The 20,409-nt window shown below is 61.4% G+C and carries 25 protein-coding genes and 1 riboswitch; of the genes, 3 read left to right on the top strand and 22 right to left on the bottom strand.

The window, feature by feature from the left end:
- Nucleotides 1–33: 33 nt before the first annotated feature.
- The 22 genes from E0E41_RS00125 to E0E41_RS00020 all read right to left on the bottom strand — a co-directional run bounded on the left by E0E41_RS00125 (nt 34) and on the right by E0E41_RS00020 (nt 18,005).
- Complete coding sequence (locus tag E0E41_RS00125; RefSeq protein WP_130868208.1) at nt 34–495, bottom strand: divergent PAP2 family protein; 462 nt, start codon at nt 493–495, stop codon at nt 34–36.
- Nucleotides 496–502: 7 nt separating this feature from the next.
- Nucleotides 503–1,387 carry a polyprenyl synthetase family protein gene (locus E0E41_RS00120; protein WP_130868207.1) on the bottom strand — a complete coding sequence of 295 codons (885 nt, stop codon included), beginning with the start codon at nt 1,385–1,387 and terminating at the stop codon, nt 503–505.
- Nucleotides 1,384–1,623, bottom strand: a complete 240-nt coding sequence (gene xseB, locus E0E41_RS00115; RefSeq protein WP_130868206.1) for an exodeoxyribonuclease VII small subunit — start codon at nt 1,621–1,623, stop codon at nt 1,384–1,386. Before xseB ends, E0E41_RS00120 begins: the two co-directional genes overlap by 4 nt.
- 17 nt (nt 1,624–1,640) lie before the next feature.
- Entirely contained in the window at nt 1,641–2,843 is a 1,203-nt protein-coding gene (gene xseA, locus E0E41_RS00110; protein WP_130868205.1) for an exodeoxyribonuclease VII large subunit, read from the bottom strand.
- The gene (locus E0E41_RS00105; RefSeq protein ID WP_130868204.1) at nt 2,840–3,775 is read right to left on the bottom strand and encodes a DNA-binding protein; all 936 of its coding nucleotides are present in this window, start codon (nt 3,773–3,775) and stop codon (nt 2,840–2,842) included. The genes xseA and E0E41_RS00105 overlap by 4 nt, the downstream gene beginning before the upstream one ends.
- Nucleotides 3,776–3,777: 2 nt before the next feature.
- Nucleotides 3,778–4,269 carry a transcription antitermination factor NusB gene (nusB, locus tag E0E41_RS00100; protein WP_130868203.1) on the bottom strand — a complete coding sequence of 164 codons (492 nt, stop codon included), beginning with the start codon at nt 4,267–4,269 and terminating at the stop codon, nt 3,778–3,780.
- A gap of 188 nt (nt 4,270–4,457) precedes the next feature.
- On the bottom strand, nt 4,458–4,841 hold the full coding sequence (locus E0E41_RS00095; RefSeq protein WP_130868202.1) for an Asp23/Gls24 family envelope stress response protein: 384 nt from the start codon (nt 4,839–4,841) through the stop codon (nt 4,458–4,460).
- A 55-nt stretch (nt 4,842–4,896) separates the two neighbouring features.
- Nucleotides 4,897–5,688: an ABC transporter ATP-binding protein gene (locus E0E41_RS00090; protein ID WP_130868201.1), complete on the bottom strand. Its 792-nt coding sequence runs from the start codon at nt 5,686–5,688 to the stop codon at nt 4,897–4,899.
- Nucleotides 5,685–6,755, bottom strand: coding sequence for a FecCD family ABC transporter permease (locus E0E41_RS00085; protein WP_130868200.1), 1,071 nt, complete (start codon nt 6,753–6,755; stop codon nt 5,685–5,687). Before E0E41_RS00085 ends, E0E41_RS00090 begins: the two co-directional genes overlap by 4 nt.
- Nucleotides 6,748–7,833: an ABC transporter substrate-binding protein gene (locus E0E41_RS00080; RefSeq protein WP_130868199.1), complete on the bottom strand. Its 1,086-nt coding sequence runs from the start codon at nt 7,831–7,833 to the stop codon at nt 6,748–6,750. The genes E0E41_RS00085 and E0E41_RS00080 overlap by 8 nt, the downstream gene beginning before the upstream one ends.
- 174 nt (nt 7,834–8,007) lie before the next feature.
- A riboswitch (cobalamin riboswitch) is annotated at nt 8,008–8,193 on the bottom strand.
- 45 nt (nt 8,194–8,238) lie between these two features.
- A complete protein-coding gene (locus tag E0E41_RS00075; RefSeq protein ID WP_130868198.1) occupies nt 8,239–8,814 on the bottom strand; it encodes a SpoIIIAH-like family protein in 576 nt (191 codons plus the stop codon).
- 10 nt (nt 8,815–8,824) lie between these two features.
- A complete protein-coding gene (locus E0E41_RS00070) occupies nt 8,825–9,364 on the bottom strand; it encodes a stage III sporulation protein AG (RefSeq protein WP_130868197.1) in 540 nt (179 codons plus the stop codon).
- On the bottom strand, nt 9,361–9,852 hold the full coding sequence (locus E0E41_RS00065; protein ID WP_130868196.1) for a stage III sporulation protein AF: 492 nt from the start codon (nt 9,850–9,852) through the stop codon (nt 9,361–9,363). The genes E0E41_RS00070 and E0E41_RS00065 overlap by 4 nt, the downstream gene beginning before the upstream one ends.
- Nucleotides 9,853–9,857: 5 nt before the next feature.
- On the bottom strand, nt 9,858–10,964 hold the full coding sequence (locus E0E41_RS00060; protein ID WP_242623632.1) for a stage III sporulation protein AE: 1,107 nt from the start codon (nt 10,962–10,964) through the stop codon (nt 9,858–9,860).
- Nucleotides 10,965–10,998: 34 nt separating this feature from the next.
- Entirely contained in the window at nt 10,999–11,367 is a 369-nt protein-coding gene (locus E0E41_RS00055) for a stage III sporulation AC/AD family protein (protein WP_242623810.1), read from the bottom strand.
- A gap of 23 nt (nt 11,368–11,390) precedes the next feature.
- Nucleotides 11,391–11,585: a stage III sporulation protein AC gene (spoIIIAC, locus tag E0E41_RS00050; protein WP_130868194.1), complete on the bottom strand. Its 195-nt coding sequence runs from the start codon at nt 11,583–11,585 to the stop codon at nt 11,391–11,393.
- A gap of 13 nt (nt 11,586–11,598) precedes the next feature.
- Complete coding sequence (locus tag E0E41_RS00045) at nt 11,599–12,111, bottom strand: stage III sporulation protein AB (RefSeq protein ID WP_130868193.1); 513 nt, start codon at nt 12,109–12,111, stop codon at nt 11,599–11,601.
- Nucleotides 12,105–13,019 (bottom strand): stage III sporulation protein AB, encoded by a 915-nt coding sequence (locus E0E41_RS00040; RefSeq protein WP_130868192.1) that lies wholly within the window; start codon nt 13,017–13,019, stop codon nt 12,105–12,107. The genes E0E41_RS00045 and E0E41_RS00040 overlap by 7 nt, the downstream gene beginning before the upstream one ends.
- Before the next feature lie 117 nt (nt 13,020–13,136).
- On the bottom strand, nt 13,137–14,201 hold the full coding sequence (gene lgt / locus E0E41_RS00035; RefSeq protein WP_242623631.1) for a prolipoprotein diacylglyceryl transferase: 1,065 nt from the start codon (nt 14,199–14,201) through the stop codon (nt 13,137–13,139).
- Complete coding sequence (yfmH, locus tag E0E41_RS00030; RefSeq protein ID WP_130868190.1) at nt 14,201–15,478, bottom strand: EF-P 5-aminopentanol modification-associated protein YfmH; 1,278 nt, start codon at nt 15,476–15,478, stop codon at nt 14,201–14,203. Before yfmH ends, lgt begins: the two co-directional genes overlap by 1 nt.
- A 4-nt stretch (nt 15,479–15,482) precedes the next feature.
- On the bottom strand, nt 15,483–16,757 hold the full coding sequence (gene yfmF / locus E0E41_RS00025; RefSeq protein ID WP_130868189.1) for an EF-P 5-aminopentanol modification-associated protein YfmF: 1,275 nt from the start codon (nt 16,755–16,757) through the stop codon (nt 15,483–15,485).
- A 66-nt stretch (nt 16,758–16,823) separates the two neighbouring features.
- Nucleotides 16,824–18,005 (bottom strand): FtsW/RodA/SpoVE family cell cycle protein, encoded by a 1,182-nt coding sequence (locus E0E41_RS00020; protein ID WP_130868188.1) that lies wholly within the window; start codon nt 18,003–18,005, stop codon nt 16,824–16,826.
- Between the two features lie 107 nt (nt 18,006–18,112).
- Here E0E41_RS00020 and tsaE point away from each other — a divergent pair, with 107 nt between their 5' ends.
- Genes tsaE through upp form a run of 3 tightly spaced genes read left to right on the top strand, consistent with a single transcriptional unit; the run spans nt 18,113 to nt 19,888 of the window.
- A complete protein-coding gene (tsaE, locus tag E0E41_RS00015; protein WP_130868187.1) occupies nt 18,113–18,541 on the top strand; it encodes a tRNA (adenosine(37)-N6)-threonylcarbamoyltransferase complex ATPase subunit type 1 TsaE in 429 nt (142 codons plus the stop codon).
- Nucleotides 18,538–19,248 (top strand): tRNA (adenosine(37)-N6)-threonylcarbamoyltransferase complex dimerization subunit type 1 TsaB, encoded by a 711-nt coding sequence (gene tsaB / locus E0E41_RS00010; protein ID WP_130868186.1) that lies wholly within the window; start codon nt 18,538–18,540, stop codon nt 19,246–19,248. The genes tsaE and tsaB overlap by 4 nt, the downstream gene beginning before the upstream one ends.
- A gap of 10 nt (nt 19,249–19,258) precedes the next feature.
- Nucleotides 19,259–19,888: a uracil phosphoribosyltransferase gene (upp, locus tag E0E41_RS00005; protein WP_130870718.1), complete on the top strand. Its 630-nt coding sequence runs from the start codon at nt 19,259–19,261 to the stop codon at nt 19,886–19,888.
- Nucleotides 19,889–20,409 lie beyond the last annotated feature (521 nt).

Here is a 20,409-nt window from a genome sequence, read left to right as displayed (position 1 = left end):
CTCCCGGCCCGTCTCAGGCCGGATATTTCTCTTTTACGAGTAGAGCCAGGCGCCCAGCAGACCCACAGCAACGCCCAGCAGACCACCCATCAGGACCTGGAAAGGAGTATGGCCCAACAGCTCCTTCAGCTCTTTGCCGAAGAGCGCGGGTTTCATTTCCGTCCAGTGGTCCATGATGTAGTTCAGGATCTTGGCCTGCTCCCCGGCGGCCTTTCGCACGTTGGCCGCGTCATACATGACCACGATGGCCACCACCGCCGAGATGGTAAAAACCGGCGATGCCCAGCCATACATAAAGCCCATGGACGCAGCGCAGGCGCAGACAAAGGCGGAGTGAGAGCTGGGCATCCCGCCGCTGGACAGGATATGCCGCCAATCCAGTTTCCGCTTGGTGATCAGGGTGATGATGAATTTGATTATCTGGGCCATTGCCCAAGCCAGAATAGACAAATTCAGAATCAGGTTTCCGGTAAAGGTATCTACTACATTGCGCATACTGCCCTCATTTCTCGCGGCTGGCCAGGGATTGGGCCAGCCAGCACAGACCTTCTCCGTCCGGGCCAAAGCACGACACTGCTTCTACCGCGTCCTGAGTCAACTTACCCACCAACTCCCGGCAGGCATCCAGCCCCTTCAGTGTCACAAAGGTATTTTTCTCGCTTTTGGCGTCTGAGCCCACCGGCTTTCCCAAGGTGGCCTCGTCCCCTACCACGTCCAGAATATCATCCTGGATCTGGAAGGCCAGTCCGATGCACTCGGCATACCGGCGCACCGCTTGACGCTGCTCCGCTGTACCGCCGGCCAGGACACAACCCATCTCTACAGCCGCGACGATCAGCGCTCCGGTCTTGAGACGCTGGAGCTCCTCCACCTCTCGCAGGCCAAGGGAGTGTCCCTCCCCCGCCATATCCAGTACCTGTCCGCCTACCATACCGCGGCCGCCTGCGGCGCGGGCCAGAATGCCCGCTGCCTCCAGCACCCGCTCCGGCGGCAGGGTCACCGACGGATCCAGCATGAACTCAAAGGCGGCGGTCAGCAGGCCATCTCCGGCCAGCACCGCAGTAGCCTCGCCGTATACCTTGTGATTGGTGGGCCGGCCCCGCCGCAGATCGTCATCGTCCATACACGGCAGGTCGTCATGGATCAGAGAGTAGGTATGGATCATCTCAATGGCACCCGCAAAGGGCAGCACCTTCTCCAGGTCGCCGCCGCAGATGCGGCAGGTCTCCATCAGCAGGACCGGACGGATACGTTTGCCGCCGGCCAGCAGGCTGTAGCACATGGCATCATAAAGGTCTCCCCGGGGCTCACGCTCCCGAAAGCAGTCCCGCAGCCACTCCTCCACCCGGAGCCGGTGGGCATCAAGCTGCCGGTTCTCCATGCTCATGCCTGTCCCCCCTCTGAAAAGGGAACTTCCTTCACAGTTTCATCCGGGCCGGCCAGCAGCTTATTCACCTTCTGCTCCGCCTGCTCCAACTGGGTGGAACACTTCTTGATCAGCCGGGTTCCCTCCTCAAACAGGGAGAGCGCCTCCTCCAGCGGGGCTTCTCCCCGTTCCAGCTGCCGGACGATCTCGTCCAGCCGATCCATTGCCTGTTCAAAACTCATTTTTTTCTCAGCCATTTCAGAATCGTCCTCTCTCATCCGTTCTCTTGGACCCGGCAGGAAATTTCACCGTCTGCCACCCGCAGGGACAGCTCATCCCCCGGGCTGGCATCCTTTACAGAGCGCACAATACCCCCATCCGTCCGCCGGGCGATAGAATAGCCGCGACCCAGGACTTTCAGAGGGCTCAGGGCGTCCAGACTGGCGGAAAGGCGGGCAAACCGCTCCCGCTCCCGGCCTGCAGCGGCAGAAAGGCCTAATCCCAGTCGCTGACAATAGCGGTCCAGCTGCTGCTGACGATCCTCTATATAACTCATGGGGTCCTGGAGCATCCGGCACCGGCTCACCTGGTCCAGCTGCTTCCCGGCCCGCTCCAGCCGGCGGCGCATCGCCTGCTCCAAGCGGTTTTCCAGATGGGAAAGCTGCCCCAAAATCTCATTCTGGTCGGGCACCGCCCGCTCCGCTCCATTGGAGGGTGTGGAAGCCCGTACATCTGCCACGAAATCGGCGATGGTCACATCCGGTTCGTGCCCCACCGCGGAGATCACCGGGATAGCAGAGGCGTAGATGGCGCGGGCCACCGGTTCTTCATTGAAGGCCCAGAGGTCCTCCATGGAGCCGCCGCCCCGCCCGGTGATGATCAGGTCCGCTACCTGGTGGCGGTTGGCCCAGGCGAAGGCGGCGCAGATCTCTCCCGCTGCCTCTGTGCCCTGGACCCGGACCGGAAGCACAAGTACCTCTGCCAGAGGCCAGCGGGCACCCAGAATGCGGATCAGATCCCGCACCGCATCCCCCTCCGGCGACGTGATCAGCGCGATCCGCCTGGGATACCTGGGAAGAGGGCGTTTATGTGCGGGATCAAACAATCCCTCCCGGTACAGCTTCTCCTTCAGCTGCTCAAAAGCCAAGTGGAGGTCTCCCACACCCTCCGGGGTCAGGGTAGAGCAGATGAGCTGATATTGGCCGTCCCGCAGGTAGACCGATACCCGGCCAAAGGCAATGACCTGCATACCGTTCTGCGGGCGGAACCGCAGTCCCGTCGCCTCCCGCCGGTACATCACGCAGTGGATGCTCCCCCCGGAATCTTTCAGGGAAAAGTAGTGGTGACCGGAGGAATGGGCCTTGTAGTTGGATATCTCACCCCGCACAAAAAGACCAGCCAGGGGCTGGTCCTGCTCCAGCAGGTTTTTGACGTATTGATTGATCTGTGTGACCGAGTAGATCGGTGCCCGATTCATGCCTCCAGCTCCCTTTCCCGCAGCCGATGGGCCAGGATCGCCACACCCATGGCATTGTCTGTTGAATAGCGCGGTTGGGCAAACACCGCCCCGCAGGCCTCCGTCAGCACAGCCCGCAGGCGGCGGTTAGAGGCCACACCGCCGGAGCACAGCACCGGCAGGCCGGGATACCGGGCCAGTGCAGCCAGCGTGGTCCGCCGGACGATATCCGCCACCGTCTCCAGCACGAACCCGCAGATCCGGCCGGGCTCCTCTCCCTGCTCCGCCATAGCCCTCATTTTGTTCTCCATACCGGACAAAGAAAACGTAAGGTCATTTAACTTTACAGTAAACTTTCGGCCTGTCTGCCCTTCCGCGAGGGCGTCCACTGCCTTGCCCGCCGGAAAATCCAGTCCCAGCAGCACGCCGGTGCGGTCGATGAGCTGTCCGGCAGAGATATCGCTGGTACCTCCGATCCGGTGGGCGGACACGTTGACCCCCTCCGGCTCCACATACAAAAGCTCCGTCGTGCCGCCGGACAGATGCCAGGCCAGCATGGGCCTGTCCATCAGCTCCAGATGTCCCGCCGACCAGGCGGCCGCCGCCACGTGCCCCTGCTGATGGGAGACCCGATAGCAGGGCACATTCAGGGTCAGTGCCAGGGCATGTCCCAGACTGTCTCCCGCCAGAAAGCAGGGCATATAGGAGCCTTCCACCGCCCGGGGCCGGTCCGATACACCTACGGCAGACAGATTTTCCAGCCATCCAGCCTCTCTCAGCTCCTGAAAGCGCTGGGGCAGGGCCTTCACATGCTGAAACAGGGCATCACTCTGCCGCAGGCCCAGTTCCCCAGGGCGGACCGTCAGCAGGCGGCCGGCATTGCAGCCGTCCTCACCGTCAAATACGGCGGCGGAGGTGGTGTAATTACTGGTATCGATCCCCAGCGTGCGCATGGTTACCCTTCCTCCGACGTATTTCCGCCGCCCAGCCCCACAGGGTCAGGGGGATTCTCACCCCGGACAAAGGAGCCCAGGATCCCGTTGACAAAGGAGACTACCTCCGGCTCCTCATAGTGCTTTACCAGCTCCACAGCCTCATTGATGGCTGCCGCATTGGGAATATCCTGCATATACAGGACCTCATACATAGCCACACGCATAATGGCGATGGCCACCCGATTCATGCGGGAAAATTTCCAGCCAATGGCATATTTGGAGATATACTCGTCCAGCTCCGGCGTATGCTCATAGACGCCCTTGACCAGCTTGGAGATATACTCCCGCTGGGCCTCATTGGGAAATTCGGAATAGAGAGGCTCCTCCTCCCCAATGGCGGCAAAAGTCTTGCGGTTGAGCGCTTCCGCAAGCAGCTCCTCCGCCGTTTGATCGGTAAAACCCAGCTCAAACACAAAGTGGACCGCGATCTCGCGGGCTGCTGTTCTGGTCATTGCAGTTCCTCCATAGCGGGCATATTCCCATGTGATATTCAAAGATAGTTACATTATACAACAAGACTGCATAAAAAGGAAGGAGCAAATTCCGCCGGATGGTCAGATATCCGGCAAAAAAGGACGCCCGGATGGGCGTCCTTTTTCATCATGCTCCATTTTGTGGTCCGATCAGCCGTCAAGGTAAATCACTTGCCGGTCTCTCGCTCAAAGGAAACGCCTGCCACATGGACGTTGACGCACTCCACAGTCAGGCCGCTGGTGTTCTCAATGGCGTGGTACACTGCGTTCTGAACCTCTTTGGCCACGTCGATGATCGTATAGCCATACTTGATGAGGATGGACAGATCCACGCGGATGCTCTCCTCCTCTACTGTAATATGAATTCCCTTGGACAGATTCTTCTTTCCGCCCAGCAGCTCGGCAATGTCGCTGCTCAAATTGGCGGAGAGGCTCCCGACCCCTTCCACCTCCATAGCGGCGGCAGCGGCGATTACAGCCAAAACGTCCTCGGATATATGGATGTTCCCCAGCTCATCAGGCCGGGAGATATACTCTTTCCCATCTGCCATGCCAGACACCCTCCTTTTGTGTACTATGAAAACATTGTACCACAAAAAAGAGAAATTACAACTGATTTTTGCCGTCTGCTTCCGGTACCAGATGGACGAAGAGCCGGCCGTTTTCCCGGATCACCCGGGTCTCTACCCCGTAGGCCAGCCGGATCTGCTCCGCGGTCAGCACCTCCTCCCTGGTCCCCATACATTGGACCGTCCCGCCCTGGAGCAGGATGATCCGGTCGCAGTACATGGCAGCCAGGTTCAGATCGTGTACCGAAAACAGGACGGACAGCCGCTGCTCTCTGGCCAGTCCACGGATCAGCTCCAGCGTCTTCATCTGGTGCCTCAGGTCCAGGCTGGCGGTAGGCTCATCCAGAAGGAGCGCCTTCGGCGTCTGGGCCAGGGCGCGGGCAATGAGAACCCGCTGCCGCTCACCGCCGCTCATCTCTCCCAGCATGCGGAAGGCAAAGGCCTCCAGATCCAGCTGCTTCAGCAGATCAAACACCAGCTGCTTGTCCTTCTCCCCCACATGGTGCTTGGCAAAGGGCATACGACCGGACAGTACGAAATCCACCACCTGGACCGGAAACACGGTGTGCAGGCTCTGGGGCACATAGGCGATCCTTCTGGCACGCTCCATGGGTTTGAGGCCGGACAGATCCTGCCCGTCCAGGAGCACGGTGCCCGCCTCCGGCCGGAGGACCTGCTGGATGCACTTGAGCAGCGTTGTCTTGCCTGTTCCGTTGGGCCCCAGCAGGCCAACGGTCTCCCCTTGCTCCACAGAAAAGGAGATCTGGCGGAACACCGGTTCGGACGCTTTGCCGTACCGGAAGGAAAGGGCATTTACTTGTAAGCTCACCGCAGATACCCCTTTTTCTCCGTTAAAATGAGGTTGATAAAAATAGGAACACCCAGGAAGGACACCACGATGCCTACCGGGATGGTCACCGGAGCCAGGATCACCTTTCCCACGGTGTCGGACACCATCAGCAGCCCGGCACCCACCGCGGCGGAAAATGGGATCAGATAGCGGTGGTCGCTCCCCACCAGGATCCGTGCAATGTGAGGCGCGGTAAGGCCCACAAAACCGATCACGCCGGTAAAGCTGATCACCGCCGCCGTCATCAGGATGGACAGCAGACCCACCGTTACCCGCAGGAAAGCCGGGTTCAGCCCCAGACCCCGTACCAGCTGGTCCTCTCCTGTGGCCATCACATTCAGCGCGCCGGAAAAACGATGCAGCGCCAGCGTGCACAGGGCCACAAACAGCGCGATGATGCCTGTCTCGCTCCAGGATATGCCGTTCAGGCTGCCGAAGGTCCACTGCACCACATCAGAGAGCTGGTGTTCATCGGCAAAAAACTGCAGGGTGGAGGAGCCGGCGCTGAACAGATAGTTCAGCGCCGTTCCGATGAGGACCATGCTCTCCGGAGACATTCCGGCGGCGGCAGAGACCAGGTAGACCAGTCCTGCACATACCAGCGCCGAAGCGAAGGCGCAAAGTACGATCACCACCTGACCGCCCAGGTCGGTCATTCCCAGCAGCACGATGGCGATCGAGGCGCCGAAGGCGGCAGCGGAAGAGACACCGATGGTGAAGGGGCTCACCAATGGATTTCGGGTGATCCCCTGCATACACACGCCCGCTGCGGACAGCCCCACACCCGCTGCCAGCGCAGCTGCCAGCCTCGGCAGCCTCAGGAAGAGGATGATCTTATACTTGGCGGCATCAGGGCTCTGATCCACCCGTCCTCCGAGCCAAGCGCCGATGGCACCCAGGACGGTGGAGAAATCGGTCTCCGACACGCCCAGGGTCACAAACCACAGCCCCGCCGCCAGGATCCCCAGCACCAGCAAGCCCAGGGCCAGACGCCTGTGCTGGTCCCGGCGCTCATACCGCTCCCGGACGGTTCCGTGCTCAGCCATCGAAGGGAAAGGCCGGATCGGTGTGGCCGGCGATGTAGTCGTTATGCTGGAACATGGTCAGCCAATCGGAGAACACCTGCTCCGGATGCAAGTCAGGCAGCTGCTCCGGGTAGAGGAATTTCGCCACATACATACACCCTACCAGTTTGGAGGCTCCGCCGTGGACATAGTGGGACAGCAGGAGGATATGGTCATTCTTTACTGCCGAGATCTCATCCCAGCCCGGCCGGGAAATCAGCTCATCCCGAATGGCCTGATGCTCCTCCGGGGTGGGCGGATAGTAAGAGGAGGTCACATCGGGGGCCGATACCTTGACAATATAATCCGGATCCGCCTCCACTACCGCCTCCAGATCCACCTGGTTGGCCGTTGCGTCCTTAAAGATGTTGTCGCCATGGGCATAAGCAACCATGTTGTAAAAGTAGTCGCCCGGGATGGAAGTACGACCGGGGGTGCGATACTCAAAATACACTGTCTTTTCCGGAACAGTTTCCAGCTGCCGGTCAATGTAGTCCAGCTTTTCCTTAAAATAGCTGTAAAGCACTTGCGCTTCCTCCTGATGTCCCAGCACCTCCCCCAGCTTCAGGGTCGTGTTCAAAAATTCCGAAGTATAGTAGGCATTGCTGACAAACACCTGAATGCCGAACGGAGTCAGGGCCGCCTCCGCATCCTCCCAGCCGCCGTTTCCCGCCAGGATCAGCACATCCGGATCCAGTTCGATAATCTTTTCATAGTTCATCTCCGGATCCTTTCCCACCTCCATATCTTCTGTAAATCTGCCTTTCCAGGATTCCGCGTCCTGCCAGATATACCAGTCCACGCCTACGACCTGGTCGATGGCACCGATGGCATTGACCAGCTCCATATTGTAGGCGTTGCTCACCACCGCCGTCACATCAGAGACAGGCAGCTCCACGCTCCGGCCCAGAGCGTCCTCCACAACGTGGGTCCGGGTCTCGCCGGCATCCGGCGTCCGGCTTCCGGCAGGCGGCGTCTGTTTCGCCTTCTGTGCACTGCAGCCGGAGAGACAGGACAGCGCCAACGCCGCCGCCAGCAGAATCTGGATCCATTTCTTCATTGATGATCTTCCTTTCCTGAAGTGTGATATGAAAAAAGCCGGGACGCGGCTTGTTTCCGGGACTGGCCCGGCAACTCCGCCTCCCGGCAGTTCAGGCAAAAAAAGGCGTCCTCAAAAGAGGACGCCGATCACACTGCATGGAAAGACTGGCTCTGCCCCCGTCCTCCGCAGGGGCATGCACCGAGTTGCCAGGCAGGTATTCCGACTTATGCATCATCGCCTTCCGCGCCTTCCCAGGGCAAACGCCCCAGTGACATTCTGCGGAAAACTCCTCAAATACGGCAACAGGAATTGTATGGGATTCTCACCCATTTCCCTTTTCAACAGCCATAAGACTGTACCTGAAAACCGAACGATTCAATTGTGTACTCCCATACTACCTCAGACAGGCTGAAAAAGCAAGGGTCAATCTTCCGCCGGAATGATCTTCACCTGGCTGGCCTCGCAGCCGGTCTCATCAGTGACAATTTCCGTGATTTTGGCCACATCCGCATCGGTCAGCTCGGAGCCGCCGGTAGATACCACCACGCTGACGCTCTCATCACTGATGAAGGCGATGCAGTCGGCGTAGCCTTTGGCCGTCACCAGGTTCTCGATCTGGGCCTCTGCCACGGTGTAATCCGCCAGGGACTGGATGGCCATGGCGGTCTCCTCCTTCATGGCCTCGTCCGCACTCTCATCCGCCGCCGCATCCTGCAGAATGGTCAGCGCACTGTCCCTGGCCTCCTGCCGGTTGAGCCGGGCCGAGGCAAAATATCCGGAAGATTCCGTACCGGCAGGCTGACCGGTCTCGGTAACAGCCGGAGAGGCCGTGCTGCTGAGCAGCGGGTCGGAGGTCTGCCCCGACACCAGGGCCGCCTGGCCCAGGGTCTTGCCTGCGTCCGCGGTCTCCTGGCCCTGATAGGTCCAGTTGAGATAGACCGCCGCACAGACAAAGAGCACGATAGCCGCCACCACGGCGTTGCGTTTCCATACTTTCATCTTGGTTTCCTCACTTTCCTTTACATACTGAGATCTTATCCGCGCCCAAGCCCGTCAGAGCGGACACGGCCTCCACCAGCCGCAGCCGCACTTCCGGGTCGTCTCCTCCTGAGCATATCACAAGGGCCCCCTGATATTGGGGCGAAAGCTGCTGCACCACGACGGTATCTTCCTCACCCGATCCCCGGGAGAGAATTACTGCGGACACACTGGCTTCCGTCCCCCGTTCACTGACGGAGGTTTCGGAATCCTGGGCCAGGATCTTCTGGGGCCCGCTTTTCAACGTCAGGATGACGTCTGTCTCTCCCACCCCCTGGATCTGAGACAGGGACTCCTCCAGCCGACGCTCCAGATCGTCCACCGAGTCTGTCCCCCCTTCTTCCTGCCGGATCTGGCTTTCCGCTTCACGCTCCTCCGCCCCATCCTTCTCCCACAGAGGCGGAAGCAGCAGCAGAACAGCTCCCACCAGAATCACCAGCAGCACATATTTGTATCGCTGAAACAGGCTGTCTAAACGTTTTTTCCACTGTATCAGGTCTGTCTTTTTCATTGATCGCCACCGCTTTCGTAGTACTGCCGCTCTGCCGGAATGGCAAAATCAGCTTCGATCTCCCGGGTCAGCCTGGTCTGTTCCTCCGCCGTCAATGTACCGAAGACCGTGACGTACTCCGGCACCGGCCAGTCACCCTCCTCATCCGCCCCTACAGCCACCTGGCAGTCAATGCCCATCTCTTCCGCCTTGTCCTGTATATATGCGCCGGAGCGCTCCTCTATGATGCCTCTCATCAAGCTCTGGTCCTCCTGTTCCAGTTCCTGGCTGTAATCGCCTAAGGAGAGCCGGTATTCTGTCAGCGCGCGGGTCAGGGTTCCCTCATCCAGGGAGAGCAGGGGACCCAGCATGGCGATCAGCAGCACCAGCCCGCCGGTCAGCCGCCCGATTTTTCGGATGGTCCCGGACGGGGTCAGGCTCTCTGCCATGGCGATCACCAGCGCCGCACAGGTGACCCCCATCAGCCACTGTCGTATCACATCCAGCATCTTCCCTACCCTCCCGTGGCGGCAGTTACCGCAGAAACCATGGATATCAGCAGCAGTAAAGCGCATGCACCTGTCATTCCAAGCACCAAGCCGAACGCCCCGCCGATCTGATCGATGAGCCCCGCCACCCGGCCGCCGGACACTGTAGCGCTCAGGGCCGCGGTGAGCTTATAGACCAGATAGTGGATCCCCAGCTGGAGGAATGGGACCACGCACATCCCCAGCACCACCAGCATACCGAACACGCCCACCGCGTTTTTCAGGATGCCCGCGCTGGCCAGCACGGTTTCCGCCGCGTCGGACAGGATGCCTCCCACCACCGGCACCATGCTGGACATTGTAAACTTGGCTGCCTTTACAGTAGCTGCATCTGCCGTCCCGGCGATGGCTCCGCTGACGGTCAGATATCCCACAAACAGGATGAGGATGGCGCTGAGCACCGCAGTCACCACCCACTTGATGGTGCCGGCTATCCGCTTCAGCCCCTCGTTCCCGATGGCGGTGTGACCGACGCAGGCGGCAATGTAGAGATAGAGCAGCGGAAGCAGCAGGCTGGTGATGACCGTCATCAGCACATCGGAAAAGAGCATGGTGGCCAGCTGCCGGGCGGCGGCTCCGCTGGGTGTGCCTGCCGCCGCTGCCGCCGCGGTGACCGCCGGCAGGAGCAGCTTGGAGAAGGTCTCCATGTGTTCCAGGGCCTCCCGGCCCATGCCAATCAGGGAGTTGGCATCCGCCACCGCCACGGCCGCCACCGCCATGGCCCCTACCATGGAGACCAGGTCCGGGCCATCCACGCCGCCCACGCCGCCGTACAGTCCCTCTGCCAGGCCACACAGCAGCACCACGGCCAGCAGCAGCACTCCGCTCCGCAGCGCCTTCCGCAGAACCCCGGACACCTGTCCGCTGCCGGTATCCAGGATGGTCTGAATACCGGCCTCCAGATCCAGGCCGTCCTCCAGGTCGATCCCCGGTACCCATTTCTCTCCTGCCGCCTGGATCCCGTCCAGGTCCAATGCCTCCGACTGGGCCGCCGGGATGTCGGTCTCGGCGGCCCGGGCTGTACCCACCAGGACCGCCAGCATACACAGCAGCATCAGCAGCCGTCTTCCCATCTCACATCCGCTCCCTTACACATCCGAGCCCGGATCACAGCAATTCCGCAATGGTCTCCAGCACCGCCCGCATCAGCGGAAGCGCCACGTAGAGGGCCATTACCGCCCCAGCCGTCTCCACAAAGGCTGCGATTCCGCTCTCCTGGGCATCCCGGCACACCTCCGCCGACAGCCGGGTGAGCACCGCGATCCCCACGGTTTTCAATATCGGGTCCAGCACCGCCGGCGACAGGCCCGCCCGCTCCCCCAGGTCCTCCATCAGCGCCCGGATGGCCTCCACGGCGCCCAGGGCCTGAGCCAGGATCAATGCCCCTGCCGCCAGAGAAAGTACCAGACCTACTTCCCTGGCGTTCTGCCGGACCACCAGGGCGCACAGGGCCGCCGCTACGGCCAGGGCCGCCATTTTTCCCACCAGCTCCATGGCGTTTACAGGCCGAAGAGATCTTTTACCAGCTCGAACAGCTCGCTGATCTGCTGCACCACCATCATCAGCACCACCACCAGCCCCGCCAGGGTGGTCATGGTGGCCTGCTCGTCCCGCCCGGAACGGGTAAGCACCTGATTGAGCACCGAGATCAGGATGCCGATGGCCGCGATCTTGAAGATCAAATCAACATTCATACTTTCCTACTCCCTATATCAGAAGAATGACCAGGAGAGCGCCCGCCGTCAGGCCCAGCACCTGATCCATCCGCCCTTTCCGTTCCCGTTCCCGCTCCGCCTCCTCCGCCGCGGCGGTCAGTTCCCCGCAGGCCTGACGCAGAGCCCCCAGCAGGCCTTCCCCATCGTATCGACCCAGCACCTCGCCCAGCTCCTCCAGAGCCCTCCGGCCCCGCCCTTCCAGGTCCAGAGATGCCTCATTCAGAGCCTGCCGCCAGATCTGGGACAGGGACCGCTGACCCAGATCGTCCATGCTCCGGGCGCAGCAGGCAAACAGCACACCCACCGGCCCGCTGTATTCTCCGGACAGCCGAAGGAACAGCTCCGGCAGAGGAGTCAGGCGGAAGGAAATCTCCCGCTCCATCTGCTCCAGGGCGGCGATGAGCTCCCGCAGGAGCCTGGGCCTGCGGGCCAGGCGGCTGGCGGCGTGAAAGCCGATCAGAGCCGGCCCCGCCGCCAGCAGGACCGCCCCGGCCAGTCTCAGCACAGCTCCACCACCTGATAGTTCCGGCCGCGCTCTGTTCTTCGGATGACCACCAGCCGGCGGAAGATCCGCCGCTCCAGCAGGTCCCGGTACAGCGGCCTGGTCCTCAGGTCCTCCAGATCCAGCCCATGGGCCGAGCAGAGCAGAGCCACGCCGCAGTTGGCGGCCACCTCCAGCGCCCGGCAGTCCTCCGGGGCTGTGATCTCGTCCGCTGCCAGCACTTGAGGATTCATGCCCCGCAGCAGCATCAGCAGTCCCTTTTCCTTGGGGCAGCCGTCCATCACGTCGGTGTGTCCGCCCACGTCAAACTGGGCTGCGCCCTCCCGCATGGCGGCCAGCTCTCCCCGCTCGTCCGCCACCCCCACCCGAAGGGCAGGGCAGCCGTCTCCGTCGGAGATGCGGCGGATCAGATCCCGCAGCAGAGTGGTCTTGCCTCCGCCGGGAGGCGAGACCACCAGGGTGCTCTGAAACCGCCCCTCCCGCCACAGCTTGTCCAGCACCGGACTGGCCGCCCCCGGCACCTCCCGGGCGATACGGATGGCCAGGGATGAGATGTTCCGCAGGTTGCGCACCTGTCCCTCCCCCATCACACCGCTGCCGCAGATACCGATGCGGTGGCCCCCCCGGACGGTGAAAAAGCCGCTGCTGATCTGGGCCTGGGCGGTGTGGACGGAGGCCCGGGTGGCGATCTCCAGCACCAGGTCCAGATCCGCCGCGGTCACTGTCTCCGCGTCCGGTATGGGCTCCTCCCCGTGGGGATAGACCGCCGTCATGGGCCGGCCTGTCCGCAGGCGCAGTTCCTCCGCTCTGACCAGCCCAGGCTCGTCCAGCCGCCGGGCGGCTTCCCGCAGGCGGGGCGGCAGCAGCGCCGTGACCTCCTGCCAGCGGGCTGCCGGATCATATCGTGTCATGGTACCGTCACATCCTTCTTTCGTGTCTGACCCATCCTATGAGGGCCCGTCCCTCTTTATGCCTGGGCAGAAAAAAAGAGCGGGCCCATTTCTCATGGGTCCGCTCTGCGGTCAGTTTTATTTCTTCTTTTCCTCTTTTACCAGCACTTCCGACAGGTCCTTCCGCTCTTTCAGGGAGGCGACCAGTTCCGACACCTCAGCCGGATCCCCGCCTTTGGGCAGGGCATATTCCTCCGTGCGGGCAAAATCACGCTCCAGGCGCTTTTTCTGCTTCTCCAGCCAGGTTCCGCCCTCTCCCTCGGGGTAGACCAGCGCCACCAGCCTGGGGTGGGCCTTCATCTGGTTTACCCACAGCTTGGCCGGGTCGTGCTTCCGGGGCAGCAGGACGATGAGCAGCACGATGGCGACGGCGGCGGTGACAAAGCCCAGCACCTGGGATACCCGGATGGGGGTATTCAGGAAGTAGAGGCTGTCGGTGCGCAGGCCTTCAATAAACCCGCGGCCCACGCCGTACCAGGCCAGATAGCCCAAGAAGATCTGGCCATCAAACTTTCGGTGCTTTTTGGCCACCCGGATCAGCAGGAGCAGGCCCACCAGGTTCCAGAGGGATTCATACAGGAAGGTGGGATGGACCTCCATGTACTGCCGGGTACCGTCCACGTACTGGTAGATCCCCATGCGCCAGGGCAGGTCGGTGGGGCCTCCGTGGGCCTCGATATTGACAAAATTGCCCCAGCGGCCCACCATCTGGCCGATGAGCAGGCCGTAGGAGCCCAGGTCGGCAAAGGCCAGGAATTTGATCTTCCGCACCTTACAGAACACCAGCAGCGTGAGGATAGCCATGATGACACCGCCGTAGATGGCCAGGCCGCCGTCCCAGATCCGCACCATGGCCCCGAAGTCCCAGGAGCCGTCTGCCCGGCGGTACAGCTCGGGGTAGAAAATGATGTAATACACTCTGGCCCCGATGATGGCCAGGGGCACGGCGAAGAAGAGCATATCGATGATATCATCCTGCCGGATGCCGAACTTGGGGGCCTGACGGGTACAGTACATCACCGCCAGCAAAAAGCCGGCGGCGATGATGATGCCGTACCAGTAGACGGGCCAGCTCCCCACGTGGAAGGCCACCCGGTTCAGCTGAAATTCCAGCCCCAGGCCGGGAAAGGAGACGGTTCCCATCATTTTGCCTCCCCCGGCCGGACCACGGCCAAACCGCACCGCTGAGGGGTCACCCAGCTGCGGATGCACGCCTCTACGTCGGACAGGGAGATGGAATCAAACATCTCCGGGAAACGGAAATACTCCACACCGGCAAAGTGGGCCTGGGCCAGCTCGATGCAGACGTTCTCAAAGGAGTTGAGGGAGCGCACCTTGGCGCCGTACACGCCCTTTTTCACCCGACCGAACAGGGCGGGGTCCACGCCTTCCCGGGCCAGCCGCTCTCCCTCCGCCAGCACGGCGTCCCGCACCTTTCGGGGATCCTTGCTCTCGCCGCCGGCCACCATCAGGGCACAGCCGGGATAGAGCTCAAAGCCGTAGCCGAAGTTCTTGTTGATGAGCCCCTCACTGTACAGCTTGGCGTACAGCGGACTGGAGCTGCCCAGCAGCACCTCGCAGGCCAGCTCCCCGGCCAGGGTGCGGCGCAGCCACTCCTCCCCCCGCTTGGCGGGGTCGGCCTTGAAGCCCAGCTGGAAGATGGGGGTGGATACCTCCATGGTCAGTTCTTTTTCGCTGCAGGCGGCCTGGAGGTCCTCCTCCCCGCCGTAGTCCCGGTCAATGGGCAGGCCGGGCTCCACAGGCAGGATCTCCCGGGCAACGGCACACACCTGGGCCGGGTCCACATCCCCCGCCACGGTGAGCACCATGTTGGAGGGGGTATAGAAGGCCTTGTGGCAGGAGTAAAGCGTGCCGGCGGTGATCTTGGCGATGGACGCCTGAGTGCCGGCGATGGGCACCCGGATGGGGTGGTGGTCATAGAGGCACTCCATCAGGGCGTAGAACACCTGGTTGTCCGGGTCGTCCTCCACCATGCGGATCTCCTGGCCGATGATGCCCTGCTCCTTGTCCACGCTCTCCTGGGTGAAGTAGGGGATGGACACGAAGGAGAGCAGGATCTTCAGGTTGTCAAAAAACTTCTCCGTGCTCTCAAAGAAATAGCCGGTGATGGCCGAGCTGGTGAAGGCGTTGGGCGAGGCGCCGTTGGCAGCCAGATCCTGAAGGGCGTTGCCGTCCTGGGTATCGAACATCTTGTGCTCCAGGAAGTGGGCCACGCCGGCCGGAGTGTTCTTCCACTCCCCGTCCAGCCGGAAGCGCATATCCATGCCGCCGTAGTTGGTGGCAAAAAAGGCGTAGCTCTTCTGAAAATCCCGGCGGCGGTCCACATAGACATGGAGGCCGTTTTCCAGGATCTCATGGAACACGGTCTCCCCCACGCGGGGGTACTGTTTGCTTACCATAGGCTCAATCCCTGCCTTTCAGGAAATAGACGGTATCCAGGATCAGGTCCTGGGCGGCCGCCACCGCTTCTTCCCGGGTCACCTGTTCCACCCGGGCGGCCAGCTGGTCCGGCCCCTCCGACAGTCCGGCGGCGGCCTGGCCCAGCCAGTAGTCCTCCAGACGGCTCTGGGCATCCAGGGTGGTCAGCAGCGTGCTCACCACCGAGCGGCGGGCCCACTCCATCTCGTCGTCACTGAAGTCGCCGGTCTGACACTTGTACAGCTGGGAGAGGATCTCCCCTTCCGCCTGACCCATCTTGTCGAACTCCACGCCGGAGGAGACCAGCATCACGTCCTTGTACTTCATCAGGCCGGAGCTGGCGTAATAGCACAGGGAGAGCTTCTCCCGCACGTTCATGAACAGCTTGGAGGTGGTGGTGCCGCCATAGATGGCGTTGACCAGGGTCAGGGCGGGATACTGCTGATCCCAGGCGTCGGCGTTGGTACGGAAGCCCATGGCCAGCTTGCCCTGGGTCACGTCCAGGGACTCCTCCACCCGCCGGGGGTGTTTGGGAGCCTTCTTCTTCACCGGCCGGACCACTGCCATCCGATCTTCGCCCTCAGGCAGCCCGTCCACAATGGGGGCAAAGGCGGCCTGTACCCGCTCGGGGGCGGCGGAACCGCAGTAGTAAAGCTCCACCCGGGCGGTGCGCAACAGCTTCTGGTACTGCTCCCACAGCTGCCCGGCGTCAATGGTCTGGGCGCCGGCCTCGCTGCCCAGCCGGTCCACCCCGAAGGGCTCGTCACAGCACATCTCGGCCACCACCCGGATCTGGGCGTACTGACGCTTGTCATTGACCTGCGCCCGGATGCGGTCGATCAGGTTGTCCTTTTCCTGGCGGGTATAGTCCGGGCAGAAGGTACCGTCCTGGGTATAGGGCCGCAGGAGCACCTCCGCCATCAGCCTGGCCGCGGGCTCCAGAACCTGCTCCCCCTCCAGGGCGTAGGCATCATCCAGAAAGCTGCCCACAAATCCCACGCACTGGGTCTCGCCCTTTTTGCGTACCACCGGCTCCAGAGAGCCGCCGTACAGCTCATCCAGAGCGGCGGACAGGGACTCCAGGTCGGGATGCTCCGCCGTGCCCCGCCGGAGCACCATGGGCACCAGAGCGTTGCGGGAGGCATCCGTCTCTGACAGAGGGGTCAAAAAACGCACGGCCAGCGTGCTGGATTTAAATTTCTTTGTCTGCACCGCCGTCAAGTGGACGCCGGGACGCAGCGTGATCTGTGTGACCTTCATGAATTCGGATCCATCCTTTCTTCCTGCATAGCCTGTCACATTTGGGCCCGGCTATACATCTATCTTTTACAGCTGATTGCGGTCCCGCAGCCAGCTGGGCAGAGATCGCATCTTGATGCCCGATATAATCCCCATGGCCGCGAACATGGTGACAATGGAGGACCCGCCGTAACTGATGAAAGGCAGGGTCAGCCCCACCACGGGGAAGAGATACAGGCACATACCCACATTGACCCCCACCTGGGCCAGCAGCATGCCGGCATAACCCATGGCGATGAGGGCGCTCTGGGGCGAGCAGGCCCGCCGGGCTACCCAGACGCACCGCAGAATGATGAGCGCCAGCATAAACAGCAGCAAACAGCAGCCTACCAGGCCGAACTCCTCCCCGCAGACGGCGAAGATCTCGTCGGTCTCCCGGGCGGGCAGGGCCTGCTTATAGCTGCTCTGGGTCTGGATGCCCTGAAGATAGCCCATACCGGTAAGGCCGCCGCTGCCGATGGCCATGATGCTTCTGGTCTGCTGCCAGCCCACATCCTGTGTCTGCTCATAAATGGTGTCCGGATTGCCCAGAATGTGGTCAATGACCACGGTAAACCGCTTCATAAAATACATATCGCTGACATGGGGCCAGATCAGCACGATCCCGGCGACACATACCACCGCCGCCAGCAGGAACCAGCGCTTTTTCACGCCGCCCGTCCAGGCCATCACCACAAAGATAAACAGGTAGGTCAGTCCCATGCCGAAATCTCCCGACGTGACCGCGATGATCCCAAACATGAGCAGCGTGTGCCCGGCGATCTGAAACACCGAGGACGGACGGCTGATGCCTCTTTCCCGCAGCTTGTTCATCTGCCAGGCCAGCAGCAGCACGAAGGTCAGCTTGGCCAGCTCCGCCGGCTGGATGTTCACCGGGAAACCCGGAAAATGGATCCAACTGCGGTTGCCTCCCGCCTCAACACCCAGCGGAGTACGCACCAGGACGTTGACCACCAGATTGAACACCAGCATCCATTTCCAGGATTTTTCTGTAAAAAGCTCAATATCCACCGAGGACATGAGTACATATACCAGCACGCCCAGCAGGATCGCCACCACCTGGACAATCATATTGCGGTTGGTCTCCAGGTAACGGGTGGCACTGTATATCAAAACCAGGCCGTACCCACTGGCCGCCAAACAGAACGCCAGCAGCAGCCGGTCGCCCCGGTCAAAAAATTCCCGTATGGAGTCTGTAAACCAGGACAAGGCCCCGCCTCCCTTCTTTGGAAATCAACTTAGTTTACCATCTTTTTTGCGTTTGGTAAACGGCTGTGTTATAATAATTAAACGATTCTTCACATTTGAGGTGTTGTATGGAATATATCTCCAATTCCCCTCAGGAGACCGAGGCGCTGGGCGCGGACCTGGCCGCCAAACTGTCCCCCGGGGATGTAGTGGCTTTCACCGGCGATTTAGGAGCGGGCAAGACCGCCTTTACCCGGGGCCTGGCCCGCGGCCTGGGCATTCAGGAGCGGGTCACCAGCCCCACCTTCACCATTGTCAACGAATACGAGGGCGGTCGTCTGCCCCTGTTCCACTTCGATATGTACCGGCTGAGCTCCTCCGATGAGCTGTTCGACATCGGCTGGGAGGACTATCTGGCCCGGGGCGGCGTGTGCGCCGTGGAGTGGAGCGAGATCATTGACGACGCGCTGGAGGGCGGCGTGATCCGGGTGGACATCCGTCGGGGCGAGCACGATTCCCAGCGCATCATTACCATCACGGGAGGTCCTGACGCATGAAGATCCTGGCCCTGGAATCCTCCGCCGTCGCCTGCTCGGCGGCCCTGTGCGAGGATGAAAAGCTGATCGCACAGTCCTATCAGAACAACGGCCTGACCCACTCGGTCACCCTGATGCCTATGACCACTTCCCTGCTCTCCGGCTGCGGTGTGGCCCTGGAGGACGTGGATGTGATCGCCGTGGCCGCCGGACCCGGCTCCTTTACCGGCCTGCGGATCGGGGTGGCTGCCGCCAAGGGCCTGGCCTGGCCGGGGAAAAAGCCCTGCGCCGCCTGCTCCACGCTGGAATCCATGGCCTGGAGCCTGGCCCATACCGGCCTGGAGATCTGCGCCGTCATGGACGCCCGGCGCCATCAGGTCTATAACGCCCGCTTCTCCAGTGACGGGGCCGGCCTGACCCGGCTGTGTGAGGACCGGGCCATCGCCCTGGAGGAGCTGGCCGCCGAATTAAAAAAGAGCGGAAATCCGCAAATTCTGGTTGGAGACGGCGCTGTTTTATGCTATACTACCCTCAAGGGACTGGGGCTGGACGTCCGTCTGGCACCCCCTCACCTGCAATTCCAGAACGCGTGGGGCGTAGCCCGGTGCGCACTGGAGCTGGCCCGGCGCGGCGAACTGACCGACGCCTCGGGCCTGACGCCCAACTATCACCGGCTCTCCCAGGCCGAGCGGGAGCGGCTGGCAAAAGAACAAAACAAAGGGGAATAGCGTCATGGATATGGAAAAAGTACACATTCTGGATCATCCGCTGCTGCAGCACAAGCTGACCATCCTCCGGGATGAGAAGACCGGCGTCAAGGATTTCCGGCAGGTCGTCTCTGAGATCGCCACCCTCATGTGCTATGAGGCCACCCGGGATCTGCCCACGGAGGAAGTGGAGATCAAGACCCCCATCACCACCGGCAAGTTCAAGACCATCGCCGGCAAGAAACTGGCCATCGTCCCCGTGCTGCGGGCCGGTCTGGGTATGGTGGACGGCATCCTGACCCTGATCCCCTCTGCCAAGGTGGGCCACATCGGCCTGTATCGTGACCCCGATACCCTGGAGCCGGTGGAGTACTACTGCAAGATGCCCACCGACATCGCCGAGCGGGATGTCATCATCCTGGATCCCATGCTGGCCACCGGCGGCTCCGCTTCCGCCGCTATCCAGTTCATCAAGAACTATGAGGTCAAGCACATCAAGCTGATGAACATCATTGCCGCTCCCGAGGGCATCGAGCGGGTGCATCACGACCATCCCGACGTGGACATCTACTGTGCCGCTTTGGATGAGAAGCTCAACGACCACGGTTATATCGTGCCCGGTCTGGGCGACGCCGGCGACCGGATCTTCGGCACAAAGTAATCCGCACGCTGAACGAACAAAGGTATGCTTTTAGAAAGCATACCTTTGTTTTTTTGCCCGGCGGCCTGCATTGGGCAGATGTCAAGAAGAATTTTGACAAATAGGGAAAGAATGTAACACAAAGCACGATCGCAGCCGGCCGGATCCAGAGCTGCTGCAGAAGCACGGCGTGTTACAATATCGAGAGCTGGTGTCGCCTGCGGGCGGGACGAGGGAATAAGGTGTCCTCCGCGGACGGCGGGCACGGAAATCAATTAGCGTCAAGACCATAAAAATTTTCTTAACGCCGGGACCCGTGGCATGGGTCCCGGCTAAAAATTTTTATGCAGAGTTGGCCTCTCACGGGGGAGGCCAAGTCTTGACCCAAATAGAATTCCGCGCAGAGGGTAGAGAACAAAGCTCGCGAGCGAGCTTTGCTTCACCTACTCTTTATTTTGGAAACGGAGGAACAGCCATGATGACCTGCAAACGACCGGACTGGAGCACGCCCAGCAACGACTACTGTCCCTGCGATGACCCGA

The organism is Intestinimonas massiliensis (ex Afouda et al. 2020) (genome assembly GCF_900626285.1).
GTDB classification, from domain to species: Bacteria; Bacillota; Clostridia; order Oscillospirales; family Oscillospiraceae; genus Flavonifractor; species Flavonifractor massiliensis_A.
Note: the sequence above shows the minus strand (reverse complement) of the source record. Positions and strands in the feature narration are given on the sequence as shown.